Raw genomic sequence first — 15,431 nt, forward strand, 5'->3', positions numbered from 1 at the left:
TTGAACAAGACCGCCGAAGTGCTGACCCGTGGGCTCAACGCCCGGCACATACGTTTCATCGCGCTCGGATCGGCCATCGGGACCGGCCTGTTCTACGGCTCGGCCGAAGCGATCAACCGCGCAGGCCCGTCCGTGCTGCTGGCCTACCTGATCGGCGGCGCCGCGATCTACATCGTGCTGCGCGCACTCGGCGAGATGGCGGTGAGCAACCCGGTCTCCGGCTCGTTCGGCGAATACGCCAGCAAGCACCTCGGCCCGCTGGCCGGGTTCATGACCGGCTGGACCTACACCTTCGAGATGATCATCGTCTGCCTCGCCGACGTCACCGCGTTCGGCGTGTACATGGGCCTGTGGTTCCCCGACGTACCCCGATGGATCTGGGTGCTGTCGATCATCTTCTTCATCGGCGCGATCAACCTGCTGCACGTCAAGGTGTTCGGTGAGGTCGAATTCTGGTTCAGCCTGGTCAAGATCGTCGCGATCGTGGCGATGATCGCCGGCGGCATCGCGATCCTGATCTTCGGATTCGGTGTGCACGACACCAGCACCGGTGTCTCCCATCTGTGGGCCGATGGCGGGTTCTTCCCCGAAGGATTCGGTGGTTTCGTCGCCTGCTTCGCGATCGTGATGTTCGCCTTCGGCGGCACCGAGATCATCGGTATCACCGCAGGTGAAGCCGAGAATCCGGAGCGAACGATCCCGCGCGCGATCAATACCGTCCCGGTCCGGATCATCCTGTTCTATGTGCTGACGCTTGCCGTCATCATGGCCATCAACCCGTGGCAGAGCATCAGCGGCGAAAGCAGCCCGTTCGTGCAGATCTTCCAGGGACTCGGTATCGGTCCGGCCGCCACGGTCCTCAACATCGTGGTGATCACCGCGGCGCTGTCGGCCATCAACAGCGATATCTTCGGCGCGGGCCGGATGATGTTCGGGATGGCCCAGCGTGGCCAGGCGCCTGCGGTGATGAAGCAGGTCTCCCGCAACGGCGTGCCCTGGATGACGGTGGTCATCATGACTGTCACGCTGCTGGTCGGCGTGCTGCTCAACTACCTGATCCCGGACAAGGTGTTCCTGGTCATCGCCTCGATCGCCACCTTCGCGACCATCTTCGTCTGGTTGATGATCCTGCTCTCGCACTACCGCTCGCGCCGCCGGATGAGCCCCGAAGAGGTCGCAGAGCTGAAGTTCCCGGTGCCGTTCTGGCCCTACGGGCAGCTGATCACCATCGGATTCCTGGTGTTCGTGATCGGCGTGATCGCCTTCGACACCGACAGCCGGGTCGCGTTGGCCGTCGGCGTGGGGTGGCTGGTGCTGCTGTTCATCGCCTATCGCCGCTGGGTGCGCCAGGAGCCCGAGCCGGAAGACGTTCCGGTCGCAGCGCCGGTGACCGAGCGCGCCTGAGTTTTGTCCTAACACCTATTTCGGAACGGAGAACAATTGTGAGTATGGAGACCTTGCGACGTACCGGACGAGCAGCGGCCGACAGCGCTGATGCCGTGGTCGTCGGGACCGGTCCGGTGGCGCCCGAGGACGTGGTGCGGGTCGCCAGGGACGGTGCCGCGGTGCGGCTGTCTGAGGACGCGCTGGCAGCGCTCGCGGAAAGCCGCAAGCGGATCGAGGCGCTGGCCGCGGACCCGAAGCCCGTCTACGGCGTGTCGACCGGATTCGGTGCGCTCGCGGTCCGGCATATCCCGCTGGAGCTGCGTAAGCAGTTGCAGCGCAGCCTCGTCCGCTCGCATGCCGCCGGTTCCGGTCCCGAGGTGGAGCGTGAGGTGGTGCGCGCGCTGATGCTGCTGCGGCTGTCGACGCTGGCTACCGGCCGTACCGGTGTGCGTCCGCAGGTGGCACAGGTGTACGCCGACTTACTGTCGGCAGGAATCACGCCGGTGGTGTACGAATACGGCAGCCTCGGCTGCTCCGGTGATCTGGCGCCGCTGTCGCACGTCGCGCTCGCGGTGATCGGCGAGGGCACCGTGCGCGACGCCGACGGTGAGCTCATGCCCGCCGCACAGGCCTTGGCCGCGGCAGGCATCGAACCGGTCGAGCTCGAGGAAAAAGAAGGCCTCGCGCTCATCAACGGCACCGACGGCATGCTCGGCATGCTGGTACTCGCCTGCCACGACCTGCGCAAGCTGCTCCAGCTCGCGGACGTGACGGCATCGATGAGCGTCGAAGGCCTGCTCGGTACCGACAAGGTCTTCGCCGCTGATCTGCAGGCCCTGCGCCCGCAGCCCGGCCAGGCGCTCGCCGCCGCGAATATGACCCGGCTGCTGGCAGATTCGCCCATCGTGGCCAGCCACGCCACCCCCGACTGCACCGTCGTCCAGGACGCCTACTCCCTCCGCTGCGCCCCCCAGGTCGCCGGCGGCGCACGAGACACCCTGGCTCACGCCGAACGCGTCGCCGCCTGTGAACTCGCCAGCGCAGTCGACAACCCGGTCGTCACCCTCGACGGCCGCGTCGAATCCAACGGCAACTTCCACGGCGCCCCCGTCGCCTACGTCCTGGACTTCCTCGCCATCGTCGTCGCCGACGTAGCCAGCATCAGCGAACGCCGCACCGACCGCTTCCTCGACAAGGCCCGCAACCACGGGCTGCCCCCGTTCCTCGCCGACGATCCTGGTGTGGACAGCGGGCACATGATCGCCCAGTACACCCAGGCGGCCATCGTGTCGGAGTTGAAGCGTTTGGCCGCTCCCGCCAGCGTCGATTCGATCCCGTCGTCGGCCATGCAGGAAGACCATGTCTCCATGGGGTGGTCGGCCGCGCGCAAGCTCCGGCGTGCGATCGACGGACTTACTCGTGTGCTGGCCATCGAGGCCCTGACCGCAGCCCGTGCCCTGGACCTGCGCGCCCCGCTCGAGCCGTCCCCGGCGACCGGGGCCGTCCGCGCCGTGCTCCGCGAACACATCGAGGGTCCGGGCACCGATCGGCACTTGGCGCCAGAAATCGAAAAGGCCGTAGAGCTGGCCGCCTCCGGCGCCCTCCTCGCCCGCGCCGAATCAGCAATCGGCCCCCTCAACTAACCCCGTCGATGGATCGAGTGGCACCTGGCTGCGGCAAACGTCGAGAAGACCCCGCAGCCAGGTGCCACTCGTGTTTGCTCGGGCCGGATTCACTCACGGTCAGGGAACTCTTGGACGACCATTGCGTCCATATCGGCGCGCCATTCGGCGTAGTCGATGCGAGGCAGGCGAGCGCTGGTGCGGGCGAGATCGGCCACGGGAACGAATTTCCGCGCTGCCCAGGATTGTATCCTTACGGACTTCGCTCGGTATTCGTATTCCCCCTGTCGGACGTCATCGATATCGACGTCGACCGGCATCCCCTCGGCGATAGTGCTGATGCTCTCGCCGTGTACAGCAGACAGATGAAACCAAACCAGCGTGCCGTCGTCGGTCTTGACGACACCGGTGCCGTTGCGCGGTTTCCACCGCCAGATGATGCCTGCTACCACGATCGACGCCCCTCTCCCGGTGGTGCCAGTCGCATCCATGATCACCTGGATTCGGCCGCTACCGCTACCCGATAAGTCGGTGGGGTGGTCGAAAGCGGCTGGACGGACGCCAACGCTGCGCTCTTGTGCAGCAGCATCATTGGCGCGATTTGCGTCGTTTTGGACAGGCCATCAGGGTTCCTCATCAAGGTATAGGTCTTGCAGCATCTCGTCGAGAGTGCGCCGTTCACTCGGTATCCCATACACATCGAGGGTCGACCAGGTGCCGTCATCCCAGTGGACCCACCCACACGGCTCATCCTCGGGGTCGATCACCGCACATACCGCTCGGCGCGCTGATCCGGCGTGATCGCCCCAACCGCGACGAGGGTCCGATACGCATCCCGCTTATGGGGGCAGCTTTCGATGCTGCATTTGCGATGCGACTGCATGAGCCCGTGCGCCGTTCGCGCCGACATTCGGGGCGCTGTCTCCGTGATCGGCGGTTCATCCTCGCCAAAGGTGTAGGGCAGGACATAGATAAGGCCGAGCAGCAGCACGGCGATCGAACCGGCCACGACGAACGCAGCGATGTAATCCGACATCGAACCCCCTGCGGTTGTTGGTTTTTGGAAACCACCCGGCGCCGAGGATGAGGGGCACGCACCCGGCGACGGGGGCTGAATCGAATGGTGCTCGGCGGACCAGTCGACATGTAAGGCGTGCAGCCGAGGCAGGTGTGTGCACAGGGGGTGTGCATGGGCTTGTGATCCTGGCGCAGTCCCGTAATCACGTGCCACACTTCGGTGATGGGACGCCTGCCGAAGCAGCCGAATCACCAGCTCGAGGAGCTTCTGGACGAGGTACATGCCAGCCGAAAGGGATTCGCGCGCCGTGTTGTCGAACGAGGCCGCTCGACCGGCGCCGATCTGCGGTATGACCACACCTCGGTCAATCGATGGCTGGCCGGGGAACAGCCGAATCCGCCTGGCCCGTCATTGATTGCCGAAGTCCTGACCGAGCTGGCGGGGCGACGCATCACTCCGGAGAACTGCGGGATGGCCAGCACACGCGAGTCGGCAGACCTTGGTTTGCAGTTTCCGCTCAGCCTCGCGGAGGCGACCGCCGAAGCAACAGCGTTGTGGCGCAGCGACGTCGAACGGCGCAGATTCCTGACGGGGACGGGCTACACAGTCGCTGTTTACCCGGCCGCATCGATGAGGTGGCTCACCCTTCCCGGCCCCGAGCACCCGACGTCTGCTGGTACGCGACGGGTAGGTGTCGCTGATGTCGAAGCGGTGCGCACCATGGTCAGCGCATTCCGCGACTTGGACAACCAGGTCGGTGGCGGAAAGGTGCGGTCAACGATCGTGCACTACCTGCACACCTCTGTTGCCCCGCTGCTGCGTGGCAGCTATCCGGAATCGGTCGGGCGCAAGCTTTTCGCAACCACAGCAGAATTGACCAAGTTGGCAGGGTGGGCGGCGTACGACCTCGAAGAACATGGGCTCGCGCAGCGGTATCTCATCCAAGCCCTCCGGATGGCCCGGGCGGCCGGAGATGTCGGCCTCGGTGCCGAGATCCTCGCCGCTATGTCGCATCAGGCGACCTACGTCGGCCGCCCGGGAGACGCTGTGGATCTGGCCCGAGCAGCCCAGTTGGCAGCCCGTGGCGCTGGGCTGCCATCGCTGGAGTCCGAATGCCACCTGGTCGAGGCTCACGGGCATGCGGCACGGTCCGACGGCAGCTCATGCGGCGCCTCTCTGAACGCAGCAGAGAGGTCCTTCTCTCGTGCTGCCGCGGTGCCGCCGTGGCTCGACTACTTCGACAGCGCCTACATGTCGGCAAAGGCTGCCCACTGTTTCCGCGACCTGGGAGATCACAAGCGCGCCGCTGGCTTGGCTACCCAATCACTGGATATGGCCGGCGGATACCTGCGCGGCAGGATGTTCAACCTCTGTTTGCTGGCGTCCGCAGTCGTGGAGCAGGACCCGCACGAAGCGGTGCGGATCGGTACCGAAGCCTTGAACATGGCAAGCGGGCTCGAATCGCGCCGGACGCATGCTTACCTGCGCGACCTTCGTGCCCGGCTCACCCCGCATGCCGATTTGCCTGATGTTGCAGCGTTTCGGGACAGGGTGATGCTCGAGCGGGCTAGGTAAGTGACAGTGCGCGGTAGACGCCGACGACAGTAGCCGCGCCGACAACCTCTCCCCGGGAAATCATGTCGACCGCTTCGGACAATGGAATCCATGCCACCTTCTCGGCTTCATTGATGTCCGGTACGGTCTCGGTGAGGTCGGCTCCTCGTGCCAGGTACACCTCTTGTGGCTGGTCCAAGGTGCCGATTGCAGGTTGGTAGGTGACGAGGTGTTCCATCGAGCGCGGCCGCCAGCCGGTTTCCTCCTCCACCTCCCGTGCTGCCGCCACGGCGACGTCTTCGGCGTGGTCGACGTACCCACCGGGCAACTCCCACACCCAGCGGTCGATGATGAACCGGTGCCGGTACATGAGCAGCACCTCACGGTCATCGTTGATTACCAGAGTCATCGCGCACCGGGGCATGCGGGCGACGTACTGCGTGAACTGCACGCCGTCCGGTAGTTCGATGTCGACGGTGGAAAGCTGGATGTGCCGGTTCTCGTCTACGCGGCGCTCGCCGAGAATCTTCCACTGGGTCACCCCTCGACGGTAACGGTCCTCTGCACCCTGGTGCCAGACGCAGCAGGTCAACGAGAGGACCACACTCAGCCGGCCGGCCACTTCCGACGCAATCGCGGCGGCATCGGAGCCGTCGTCGACCTCGCCCGCGAAGCGGGGTGCTTGCCGAGATCGTCAGACCCGACGGTCCCAGCGAGACCTACCGAGCCCGGGTGGGGAACGTCAGAAAGTAGCGCGAGTGGCACTTGGCTGCGGTCGGTGGATCCGTGGGTTGCGCGCGGTCCTCGGCCGCTCAGTCGAGGCAGAACTCGTTGCCTTCGATGTCCTGCATCACGAGGCACGACTCGTTGACGCCATCGGCGCGCAGTAGTCGCACACGTACGGCGCCGAGCGCAACCAGTCGTGCGCATTCGGACTCGAGAGCGGCTATGCGCTCATCACCTATGAGCCCGGTGCCGACCCGCACGTCGAGATGCACCCGATTCTTCACGACCTTCCCCTCGGGCACACGCTGGAAGTACAGCCGTGGGCCCGCGCCTGAGGGGTCGATGCATGCTGAGCCCTGATGTTCGTACCCCAATACGTCAGACCAGAAACGAGCGACGCGCTCGGGGTCCGCACAGTCGAAGGTGACTTGGATCTGTTTGACCGAGGGCATCGGTCCACCATAGAGACATAGCCTTACCCCGGCTCCCCGAGGCAAGGCGGTGTACGACCAGCCTGGTTGCGGGGCGGCCACGGCGCACGTGATGACTTTGAGGACACGGGCAGCGATACGTATGAATTCACGTGCGATTCCTGACCAACGCTGGACAGCGTTGCAGAGCTGGGAAGCGTCTAGGGTCGGAAAGTTGATTGCCCGGCTGAATCAGGAATGCCAAAGATCGAGAGAACGGTGCCAACACATGGGTTTCTACGACTGCCGTTGCATGATCACCGGAGTCAGTCTGATGCCCGTTGACGCCACCTTGGTCGTGTTGCGGCGTGTCGGTGGCAACTATCTGCCGATCACGCTGGGCGTTGCGGGTACATATGACCGGATCGGTGGGATCGACGGTGTCCATGAGGATCTCAATACCGAACTCGTTCTGCGGTACTTCCTCGACCGGTCAGGCGATGGCAGGTTCTTTGCCAAGGATCAGACCAGCACCTTCGAAGGCGACGCACTGACCGCCGACAGTGACATCGAGGATCTGATTCGGCTCATCGAGCGCACTCACGTCGCGATCGATGACGAGAACCATGATGGGCACACCTATTCCGCATCGACCGTGCTGGACGGCGATATGGTCGCCTTCGCGTTGATCGCGCAGCCTGTGTGGGATGCCATCGCCGATGCCGCCCCGGTGGTGGACCGGCCCCTGGATCGAGAGTTCGAGGGTTTGTTCGGCCGGGAATCGGCAGCTGCGGAAATCTATGAAGGTCGGCTCCCGGAACTGTCCACGGCTCTGCGTCAACTGGCGGCGGTCGGTGACGTCGTCGAGAGTCACGGACTGTGCTGGGCCCCGGCACCTGAACCGTCGCAGCGGTACCCGACCGATTATGGCTGCCAGCACGGCGACGATGAGGTCAAGGAATTCCTCGTCCGAGCGAAACGCGACTATCAGGATGCCGCTGTCGTTTCGGCCGGACTGGCTGCCTATGAACAGTCGATCGACTGGATCATCGATGAAAGCGACGAGCATGCAGCCGACGAGGTGACACACCAGTCGATGCTCTCGGCAGGGCTGGAGATGCTCGGCGAGTCGGCGCAGTTCGCCACCGTCGTCTACGCCGACGAGACCGATCAATCCTGAAGTAAGGCCTTCTACGCGGGCAGTCGAACCGTCAGCTGGCGGGGTCGTAGTGGAACGCGCGGACCTCCTGCGCGCACCGGCAGGCGGCCGCGAGCTTCGCGGCCCATTCCAGTGCCGCCTCGCGGGAGGGCACCTCCAGCACCGTGTAGCCGCCGTCGAGCTGTTTCGTCTGGGGGTACGTGCCCTCGGTCACCGTGCCAGCGCGATCGACGAGGACAGGTGGAACGCTTTCGTCGATTCCACCGCCGAACACCCAGACGCCGGCGGCCTTCGCCTCCTCGACTACTGCGTGCGACGCGTCGGAAGCCGCCTGTAGATCCTCGTCGGCTATGGCGCCGCTCGGGAACGAGATCAGGTACTTCGTCATCGGTCGACTCCTTCTCGTTTCAGGGATCGGGCCCATACTCGCAGACGCGGGCGCGTTACGCGCACGACTCGCTCGCCTACCCCCAACAGGCCGTCTCCAGCCCAGCGCTCACCGCCGACGCGACACCGCGGGCTTGAAGCAGTTGATCACTATGTCTTAGTAGAGGGCGGCTCGGGCCGACCAACCGTAGTGGGTCGCAGTGGTGCCCGGGGCGACTGTCGCGATGGGGTCACCCAGGCAGTCGTGCGATGCGTACACCAAGTAGTCGCGTGAGCTCTGGTTATCGAATTCGATGTCACGCGAATACACACTCGCCCAGCACTTATACAGCTCGCCCACCTCCTGTATGCCGTCGATGACCACCACTTCTCTGACGCCCCCGTAGCCGGAGGATCCGGTCGGGGACGCCGATGCGAGGGGTGCCGCGACGAACAGCGCAGAAGTGGCGAGAATGCCTGCACAAGTGAGTTTTCCAAGCTTCATGTGCCGATGCTACAAGTCGCGAGTCCGCGGTCCCACGACTGGCGAGCTGCGCGCCTGAACGCACGACGACCTCGGAGCTGCCCCTCATGCAGCTCCGAGGTCATCGGTATGACCAGTGCGCCCGGAGTCCCGGGCGCACGGCTCAGATCAGCTCTCCTGCATAGGAATCCGAACCCAACGCTCCCGCGCGACATCGGCCGCGTGCTCGTACCCGGCATCCACATGCCGAATCACGCCCATACCCGGGTCGTTGGTCAGCACCCGCTCCAACTTCTGCGCCGCAAGCTCGGTGCCGTCAGCAATACACACCTGACCGGCGTGGATGGAGCGCCCCATGCCGACCCCACCGCCGTGGTGGATCGACACCCAGGAGGCACCCGAGGCGGTGTTGAGCAGGGCGTTCAGCAACGGCCAGTCGGCGATGGCGTCGGAACCGTCTGCCATGGCTTCGGTTTCGCGGTACGGGGAGGCCACCGAACCGGAATCCAGGTGGTCGCGGCCGATGGCGACAGGGGCGGAAAGCTCTCCGGAGGCCACCATTTCGTTGAACTTCAGGCCCGCGCGATGGCGTTCGCCGTAACCCAACCAGCAGATGCGGGCAGGCAGACCTTCGAACTTCACCTTCTCGCCCGCCATGGTGATCCACCGCTTCAGGTGCTCGTTCTCCGGGAACAGTTCGAGGATCGCCTTGTCGGTGGCGGCGATGTCCTTCGGGTCGCCGGACAACGCCGCCCAGCGGAAGGGCCCGAGGCCCTCTTCGAAGAGCGGGCGAATGTAGGCCGGGACGAATCCGGGGAACTCGAAGGCGCGCCCGTAACCACCCTTGCGGGCCTCGTCGCGGATGGAGTTGCCGTAGTCGAAGACCTCCGCGCCCTTGTCCATGAACCCGACCATGGCCTCGACGTGCTTGGCCATCGAGGACTGTGCCTCGGTGGTGAACCAGCCCGGGTCCTTGTCGGCGAGCTTGTGCCAGTCCTCGAGCGCGACGCCGATGGGCAGGTAGGACAGCGGGTCGTGGGCCGAGGTCTGGTCGGTGACGATGTCGATGGGCGCGTCCATCTCCAGCAGCTGCGGGAAGATCTCGGCGGCATTGCCGACCAGGCCGATGGACAGCGGCTTACGCTCGTCGCGCATCTTTGTCGCGAGGTCGAGCGCGTCCTGCACGGTGTCGACCTTGGTATCGAGGTAGCCGTGGTCGATGCGACGGTCGATGCGGGCCGGATCGCAGTCCACGCAGATCGCGACGCCATCGTTCATGGTGACGGCCAGCGGCTGCGCGCCACCCATACCGCCCATGCCCGCGGTGAGGGTGATGGTGCCTGCCAGCGTGCCGCCGAAGCGTTTGCGCGCGACGGCGCCGAAGGTTTCGTAGGTGCCCTGGAGGATGCCCTGGCTGCCGATGTAAATCCACGAGCCGGCCGTCATCTGCCCGTACATGATCAGGCCGAGCTGCTCGAGCTTGCGGAATTCTTCCCAGTTGGCCCAGTCGCCGACCAGGTTCGAGTTCGCGAGCAGCACGCGCGGCGCCCACTCGTTGGTGCGGAACACGCCGACCGGCTTACCGGACTGGACGAGCAGGGTTTCGTCGGATTGCAGCGTCTTCAGGGTGCGCACGATCGCGTCGAACGCCTCCCAGCTGCGCACTGCCCGGCCGGTGCCGCCGTAGACGACGAGGTCGTCGGGGCGTTCGGCGACCTCGGGATCGAGATTGTTCATCAGCATCCGCAGCGCGCCCTCTTGCTGCCAGCCCAGGGTGCTCAGCTGGTTGCCGTGCGCGGCGGAGACGGGACGCGGGCCGGATCCTGGCGGGGTGGAGGCGTCGGTCATGGGTTTTCTCCTCGAAATGACGAATGTGTGCCGGGTCACTGAAAATCAGGATTTAGGTGTATAGTCCTGTATATACAACCACCTGTCAAGCGTCCTCAGCGGAAGCGGTGGCTTTCCGTTCGGAAGGTAGTGACATGAAGGCAACGTCGATGGCTCCGGAGCGCGATTCGAATGCGGGGGTGTGGCACGGGCGACCCGGTAGCGACTGGGACGACCGTTTCCTCGCCACCCCGATCGCGCGCGACCTGGCCGGCCACTACGTATCGGCCATACCAGAAGGCTATAAGCAGGACGTCGATCCGGGTAGCGCCCCGAACGACATCGCCCGCCTGGAACGCCTCGGCCCCGACGTCATCGATCTGGCGCTGGAACGCAGCCCCGGATCGAATGCGGAATGGCGGCTGACGCTCTACCTCGGCGGCCGTTCGGCCTCGCTGAGCGAGGTGCTGCCGATTCTGCAGAGCCTCGGCGTCGAGGTGCTCGACGAGCGGCCATACGTCATCGCCAATACGGGCGCCATCGATTGCAGGATCTATCGGTTCTCGCTGCGCTACCCCGAACAGATGCTGCCGCCGCAACTCGACGACGCCGCCTTCGCCCGCCGCTTCACCGACACCTGCGCCGCCATCTGGCATGGCCGGGCGGAGGCGGACCGATTCAACGAGCTGGTACCTCGCGCCGGGCTGGACCACCGACAGGTCACCGTGCTGCGCGCGTATGCGAACTACCTTCGACAGGGCGAATTCCCCTACAGCAGAGCCCATATCGCGAGCGTGCTCGGCGAGAATCCCGGGCTCACCGGCGGTTTGATCAGGCTCTTCGAGGCCCGGTTCGATCCGACTTCGTCCGCGTCCACCGATTCGTTGCTCGAACTGCTGGAGGAAGGGATCGCCGCGGTTCCGGGCTTGGACGCCGACCGCATTCTGCGTGGATACCTCAGCGTCATCCAGGCCACGTTGCGGACCAACCACTACGTCCATCCCGAGCCCGATGCGTGGACCTGCCTGTCCTTCAAATTCGATCCGCGGCGGATTCCGGAACTGCCGTCGCCGCGACCGCGTTTCGAGATCTACGCCTACTCACCGCGCGTCGAAGGCGTGCATATGCGGTTCGGCACCGTCGCCCGCGGTGGACTGCGCTGGTCGGATCGCAAGGAAGACTTCCGTACCGAGGTGCTCGGCCTGGCGAAGGCGCAGGCGGTGAAGAATGCCGTCATCGTTCCCGCTGGCGCAAAGGGCGGTTTCGTGGTGAAACGTCCGCCCGCACCCACCGGTGACCCGGCGGCCGATCGGGAAGCGGTACGGGCCGAAGGGATCCGGTGCTACCGCTCGTTCATAGCCGCGCTGCTGGACCTCACCGACAATCTCGACCTGACCACCGGTGCGACGATCGCGCCGCCGCGCGTGCGCCGTCACGACGGCGACGACACCTACCTGGTGGTCGCCGCAGACAAGGGCACCGCGACCTTCTCCGATATCGCCAACGACGTCGCGGCGCGGTACGGGTTCTGGCTCGGTGACGCCTTCGCCTCCGGCGGCTCGGTCGGCTACGACCACAAGGCGCTCGGCATCACCGCGCGCGGCGCGTGGGAGAGCGTGAAACGGCACTTCCGGGAACTCGGCGTCGACACGCGTTCCGAGGATTTCACCGTGGCCGGTATCGGCGATATGAGCGGGGACGTCTTCGGCAACGGGATGCTCGCGTCTCGGCATATCCGGCTGGTCGCGGCATTCGACCACCGCCACATCTTCCTCGATCCGAACCCCGATACGGCGGCTTCCTTCACCGAACGGTCGCGCCTGTTCGCGAAACCGCGGTCGTCGTGGGCGGACTACGCACCCGAGCTGATCAGCGAGGGCGGCGGGGTCTGGGAACGCACCAGCAAGGCGGTGCCGATCAGCGACGAAGTCCGAGCAGCGCTGGGGTTACCGGATGGCATCACCCGCATGACTCCGCCCGAGTTGGTACGCGCGATCCTGCGCGCACCGGTCGACCTGCTCTGGAACGGCGGCATCGGCACCTACGTCAAGGCAGGTACCGAAACCCATCTGGATGTCGGCGACAAGAACAACGACGCCGTCCGGGTCGATGGCGCCGAGGTGCGTGCCCGGATCGTCGGTGAGGGCGGCAATCTCGGCTTCACCCAGCGTGGCCGGATCGAATACGCCCAGGCGGGTGGCCGGATCAACACCGACGCGCTGGACAATTCGGCGGGCGTCGACTGCTCCGATCACGAAGTCAATATCAAGATTCTGCTCGACGCCCTCGTCGGATCGGGCAGGCTCGACACCGCCGAACGCAATGAGCTGCTGGCCGCGATGGCGTCCGAGGTGTCCCGGCTCGTCTTGTCGGACAACACCTCCCAGAACCAGCTCATGGGCACGAGCCGCGCCAGGGCGGCTGCCTCGATCGCGGTGCACGGCAGGCTCATCGAGCATCTCGAAGTGACCACCGGCTTGGACCGCGGACTGGAAGTGCTTCCGAGCAAGAAGGAGATCGCCGCCAGGCAACGCGGCGGCCAAGCGCTCACCTCACCCGAACTCGCCACGCTGCTCGCGCACGTCAAACTGGGACTACAGGCCGACCTACTCGCCGGCGACCTCCCCGACAGCCAGGCATTCGCCGACGACCTCGCCCACTACTTCCCACGACAACTGCGCGAGGAGTACGGCGACGCCATCGCCGACCACCCGCTGCGCCGCGAGATCGTGGCAACCGTCTTGACCAATAACGTCGTCGACAACGGTGGCATCACCTACGCCTACCGGCTCTCCGAGGAATCCGGCGCGAGCAACGCCGACGCCGTGCGCGCGTTCGCCGTGGTCGCAGCGGTGTTCGACCTGCCAACGTTGTGGCGCGATATCCGCGGCAGCGGGCTGAGCGCCGAACTCACCGACGAACTGATCGTGCTCAGCCGCAGACTGCTCGACCGCGCATCGCGATGGATGCTGACCCAGCGCCCGCAACCGCTGGCGGTCGGCGCCGAGATCCGGCGCTTCCGTACCCAGATCGCCGAACTGACCCCACACGTCGCGGGCTGGTTGTCCGGCAGCGACGCGGCCGATCTGCGCGCCCGCACTACGGCGTTGACCGATCGGGGTGTGCCCGAGGAACTCGCTGCCCGAGTGTCGTTGCTGCTGGACCGGTTCGCGCTGCTCGACATCGTCGAGGTCGCCGAGATCTCCGGTCGTTCACCCGCCTCGGTGGCCGAGGTCTACTACCTGCTCGGCGAGAGACTTCATGTGGTGCCGCAATTGGTGGCGGTGTCGCGGCTCGAACGCGGCACCAAATGGAACGCCCTGGCCAGAGTCGCCCTGCGCGACGAGCTGTACGCCACGATCCGCGCGCTGTGCCAGGACGTGCTGGTCGACGGTGAGCCCGGCGAACGCGCCGAGGACGTCATCGGTGGCTGGGAGCACCGCAGCGCGGCCAGGCTCGATCGCACGCAACGTATCCTCGGGGCAATCTCGGAATCGGGCGACCGGGATCTTGCGGCCCTGTCGGTCGCGACCAGGCAGCTACGGGCGCTGGCGCGATGACAAGGGCCGGTGCGAAGCCCCGTGAGGCAAGGGAACGGATGTCGGTGGTGGCGATCGAAGTAGTCGACACGGAGCTGGCCGCGCTCTACGGCGGACTGGGAACCGAGTTCGCCGCATACGAACGCGTCAAGCAGCTGATCGTGTCGCAGATCAAGGGCGGCCGGTGGCAGGAGGGCGATCAGATCCCCTCGGAGAATCAGCTGGTGAACGCGCTGGGCCTGTCCCGGATGACGATCAACCGCGCGCTGCGCGACCTCACCGCCGACGGTGTGCTGAACCGGGTCATGGGTGTGGGCACCTTCGTCGCCCCGACCAAGGCGGCGTCACCGCTGTTCGAGGTCAAGAACATCGCCGACGAGATTTCCCAGCGCGGTCACCGCCACCGCACCGAGGTCGTGTTCGTCCGCGCGGAGGAGACCGAGGCCGGGCATCCCGTGCTCGGTAACGACCTGGGCGGGAAGGTCTTTCATTCGCTGATCGTGCATTTCGAGGACGATGTCCCGATCCAGGTGGAGGACCGCTACGTCAACCCGGCCGAGGCACCGCAATACCTCGATCAGGACTTCACCGCCCAGACCCCGAACACCTACCTCAGCGAGGTGGCGCCGCTCGAACGTGGCGAACACGTCGTCGAGGCGGTGCTGGCCAGTGCCGAGGAATGCCGTCTGCTCGGTGTCCCGCGCGCCGAACCCTGCCTGCTGATCCGCCGCCGCACCTGGTCGCACAGCGGATTGGTCAGTGCGGCGCGGTTGATTCATCCAGGTTCGCGGAGTCGGTTGGAGGGCAGTTTCGGGAGCGGGCAGGGCTGAGCAACGTCTTCGGGCCCCGCCGGTCGACAACATCGGTGATCAATCGTGGTGCAGTGCCGCGGAAATCCGGTCGGCCGCCGCAACAGGGTCCTCGTGCTCCCAAATGCGGATGACTTGCCACCCTGCCTCGGCGAGTGCGGCGTCGGTGGCGCGATCACGGGCGACATTGCCTGCGAGCTTCTCCGACCACCATTCGGCGTTGTTCTTCGGGTTGGTGGCGTGTTGCGGGCAGCTGTGCCAGAAGCATCCGTCGACGTAGACGGCGACGCGCAGGCGCGGGAAGACCACGTCGGCGCGGCGGCGCTGGCCGCGAATCGGGGCGCGGTCGACGAAGTAGCGCAGGCCGCGGCGGTGTAGTTCGCGACGCAGGGCCAGCTCGGGCTCGGTGCCCGCACGGCGTTGCCGGGACATGCGGGCGCTCGTCGCGGGGTCGGTGGGCGGGCGCTGACCGGTCATGATGTGTCCAGCGGTGCGTCCCTCACGCGCTCGCACCACCCATCGTGCCCTCCC

At 65.7% G+C, this 15,431-nt stretch carries 13 protein-coding genes and 1 pseudogene; 6 read left to right on the forward strand and 8 right to left on the reverse strand.

The annotated features are described in order from the left end of the window. Both ACFXNW_RS02580 and hutH read left to right on the forward strand, forming a co-directional pair. A complete protein-coding gene (locus ACFXNW_RS02580; protein WP_379415339.1) occupies positions 1–1,404 on the forward strand; it encodes an amino acid permease in 1,404 nt (467 codons plus the stop codon). 44 nt (positions 1,405–1,448) lie between these two features. Next, positions 1,449–3,029, forward strand: coding sequence for a histidine ammonia-lyase (gene hutH, locus ACFXNW_RS02585; RefSeq protein WP_379415340.1), 1,581 nt, complete (start codon positions 1,449–1,451; stop codon positions 3,027–3,029). Positions 3,030–3,118: 89 nt separating this feature from the next. Here the strand turns inward: hutH and ACFXNW_RS02590 are convergent, their stop codons facing one another. After that, positions 3,119–3,505: a hypothetical protein gene (locus tag ACFXNW_RS02590; RefSeq protein WP_379415342.1), complete on the reverse strand. Its 387-nt coding sequence runs from the start codon at positions 3,503–3,505 to the stop codon at positions 3,119–3,121. 266 nt (positions 3,506–3,771) lie between these two features. Then, a complete protein-coding gene (locus ACFXNW_RS02595) occupies positions 3,772–4,044 on the reverse strand; it encodes a hypothetical protein (protein WP_379415344.1) in 273 nt (90 codons plus the stop codon). A 204-nt stretch (positions 4,045–4,248) separates the two neighbouring features. Between ACFXNW_RS02595 and ACFXNW_RS02600 the strand changes: the two genes are divergently transcribed. Next, positions 4,249–5,601, forward strand: coding sequence for a hypothetical protein (locus tag ACFXNW_RS02600; RefSeq protein ID WP_379415345.1), 1,353 nt, complete (start codon positions 4,249–4,251; stop codon positions 5,599–5,601). Here the strand turns inward: ACFXNW_RS02600 and ACFXNW_RS02605 are convergent. Both ACFXNW_RS02605 and ACFXNW_RS02610 read right to left on the reverse strand, forming a co-directional pair. Then, positions 5,594–6,121 (reverse strand): NUDIX domain-containing protein, encoded by a 528-nt coding sequence (locus ACFXNW_RS02605; protein WP_379415346.1) that lies wholly within the window; start codon positions 6,119–6,121, stop codon positions 5,594–5,596. The genes ACFXNW_RS02600 and ACFXNW_RS02605 overlap by 8 nt on opposite strands. Before the next feature lie 271 nt (positions 6,122–6,392). Then, the gene (locus tag ACFXNW_RS02610; RefSeq protein ID WP_379415348.1) at positions 6,393–6,758 is read right to left on the reverse strand and encodes a VOC family protein; all 366 of its coding nucleotides are present in this window, start codon (positions 6,756–6,758) and stop codon (positions 6,393–6,395) included. Positions 6,759–7,005: 247 nt separating this feature from the next. On the opposite strand from ACFXNW_RS02610, the gene ACFXNW_RS02615 reads away from it, so the two are divergent. Then, positions 7,006–7,896, forward strand: coding sequence for a hypothetical protein (locus tag ACFXNW_RS02615; RefSeq protein ID WP_379415349.1), 891 nt, complete (start codon positions 7,006–7,008; stop codon positions 7,894–7,896). A gap of 31 nt (positions 7,897–7,927) precedes the next feature. On the opposite strand, the gene ACFXNW_RS02620 is transcribed toward ACFXNW_RS02615, so the two are convergent. From ACFXNW_RS02620 to hutU, 3 genes are all read right to left on the reverse strand, one after another. Then, positions 7,928–8,263 carry a YciI family protein gene (locus ACFXNW_RS02620; protein ID WP_379415350.1) on the reverse strand — a complete coding sequence of 112 codons (336 nt, stop codon included), beginning with the start codon at positions 8,261–8,263 and terminating at the stop codon, positions 7,928–7,930. A gap of 156 nt (positions 8,264–8,419) precedes the next feature. Then, positions 8,420–8,746: a hypothetical protein gene (locus ACFXNW_RS02625; protein ID WP_379415351.1), complete on the reverse strand. Its 327-nt coding sequence runs from the start codon at positions 8,744–8,746 to the stop codon at positions 8,420–8,422. Between the two features lie 147 nt (positions 8,747–8,893). Beyond that, positions 8,894–10,573: a urocanate hydratase gene (gene hutU / locus ACFXNW_RS02630; protein ID WP_379415352.1), complete on the reverse strand. Its 1,680-nt coding sequence runs from the start codon at positions 10,571–10,573 to the stop codon at positions 8,894–8,896. A gap of 206 nt (positions 10,574–10,779) precedes the next feature. Between hutU and ACFXNW_RS02635 the strand changes: the two are divergent. After that, a pseudogene (locus tag ACFXNW_RS02635) lies at positions 10,780–14,112 on the forward strand (NAD-glutamate dehydrogenase domain-containing protein); the annotation flags it as partial. Positions 14,113–14,150: 38 nt separating this feature from the next. Beyond that, positions 14,151–14,921, forward strand: a complete 771-nt coding sequence (gene hutC, locus ACFXNW_RS02640; protein WP_379415353.1) for a histidine utilization repressor — start codon at positions 14,151–14,153, stop codon at positions 14,919–14,921. 39 nt (positions 14,922–14,960) lie between these two features. On the opposite strand, the gene ACFXNW_RS02645 is transcribed toward hutC, so the two are convergent. Next, positions 14,961–15,377 (reverse strand): very short patch repair endonuclease, encoded by a 417-nt coding sequence (locus ACFXNW_RS02645; protein ID WP_379415355.1) that lies wholly within the window; start codon positions 15,375–15,377, stop codon positions 14,961–14,963. Between the last annotated feature and the right edge of the window lie 54 nt (positions 15,378–15,431).

The organism is Nocardia sp. NPDC059180 (assembly GCF_042754945.1).
Lineage (GTDB): Bacteria > Actinomycetota > Actinomycetes > Mycobacteriales > Mycobacteriaceae > Nocardia.

Excerpts from the sequence above, each read along its gene's own strand:
- ACFXNW_RS02600 (WP_379415345.1), top strand. The coding sequence starts at position 4,249 with ATGGGACGCCTGCCGAAGCAGCCGAATCACCAGCTCGAGGAGCTTCTG.
- hutC (WP_379415353.1), top strand. The coding sequence starts at position 14,151 with ATGTCGGTGGTGGCGATCGAAGTAGTCGACACGGAGCTGGCCGCGCTC.
- ACFXNW_RS02620 (WP_379415350.1), bottom strand. The coding sequence starts at position 8,263 with ATGACGAAGTACCTGATCTCGTTCCCGAGCGGCGCCATAGCCGACGAG.
- hutU (WP_379415352.1), bottom strand. The coding sequence starts at position 10,573 with ATGACCGACGCCTCCACCCCGCCAGGATCCGGCCCGCGTCCCGTCTCC.
- ACFXNW_RS02610 (WP_379415348.1), bottom strand. The coding sequence starts at position 6,758 with ATGCCCTCGGTCAAACAGATCCAAGTCACCTTCGACTGTGCGGACCCC.
- ACFXNW_RS02615 (WP_379415349.1), top strand. The coding sequence starts at position 7,006 with ATGGGTTTCTACGACTGCCGTTGCATGATCACCGGAGTCAGTCTGATG.
- ACFXNW_RS02595 (WP_379415344.1), bottom strand. The coding sequence starts at position 4,044 with ATGTCGGATTACATCGCTGCGTTCGTCGTGGCCGGTTCGATCGCCGTG.
- ACFXNW_RS02645 (WP_379415355.1), bottom strand. The coding sequence starts at position 15,377 with ATGACCGGTCAGCGCCCGCCCACCGACCCCGCGACGAGCGCCCGCATG.
- hutH (WP_379415340.1), top strand. The coding sequence starts at position 1,449 with ATGGAGACCTTGCGACGTACCGGACGAGCAGCGGCCGACAGCGCTGAT.
- ACFXNW_RS02625 (WP_379415351.1), bottom strand. The coding sequence starts at position 8,746 with ATGAAGCTTGGAAAACTCACTTGTGCAGGCATTCTCGCCACTTCTGCG.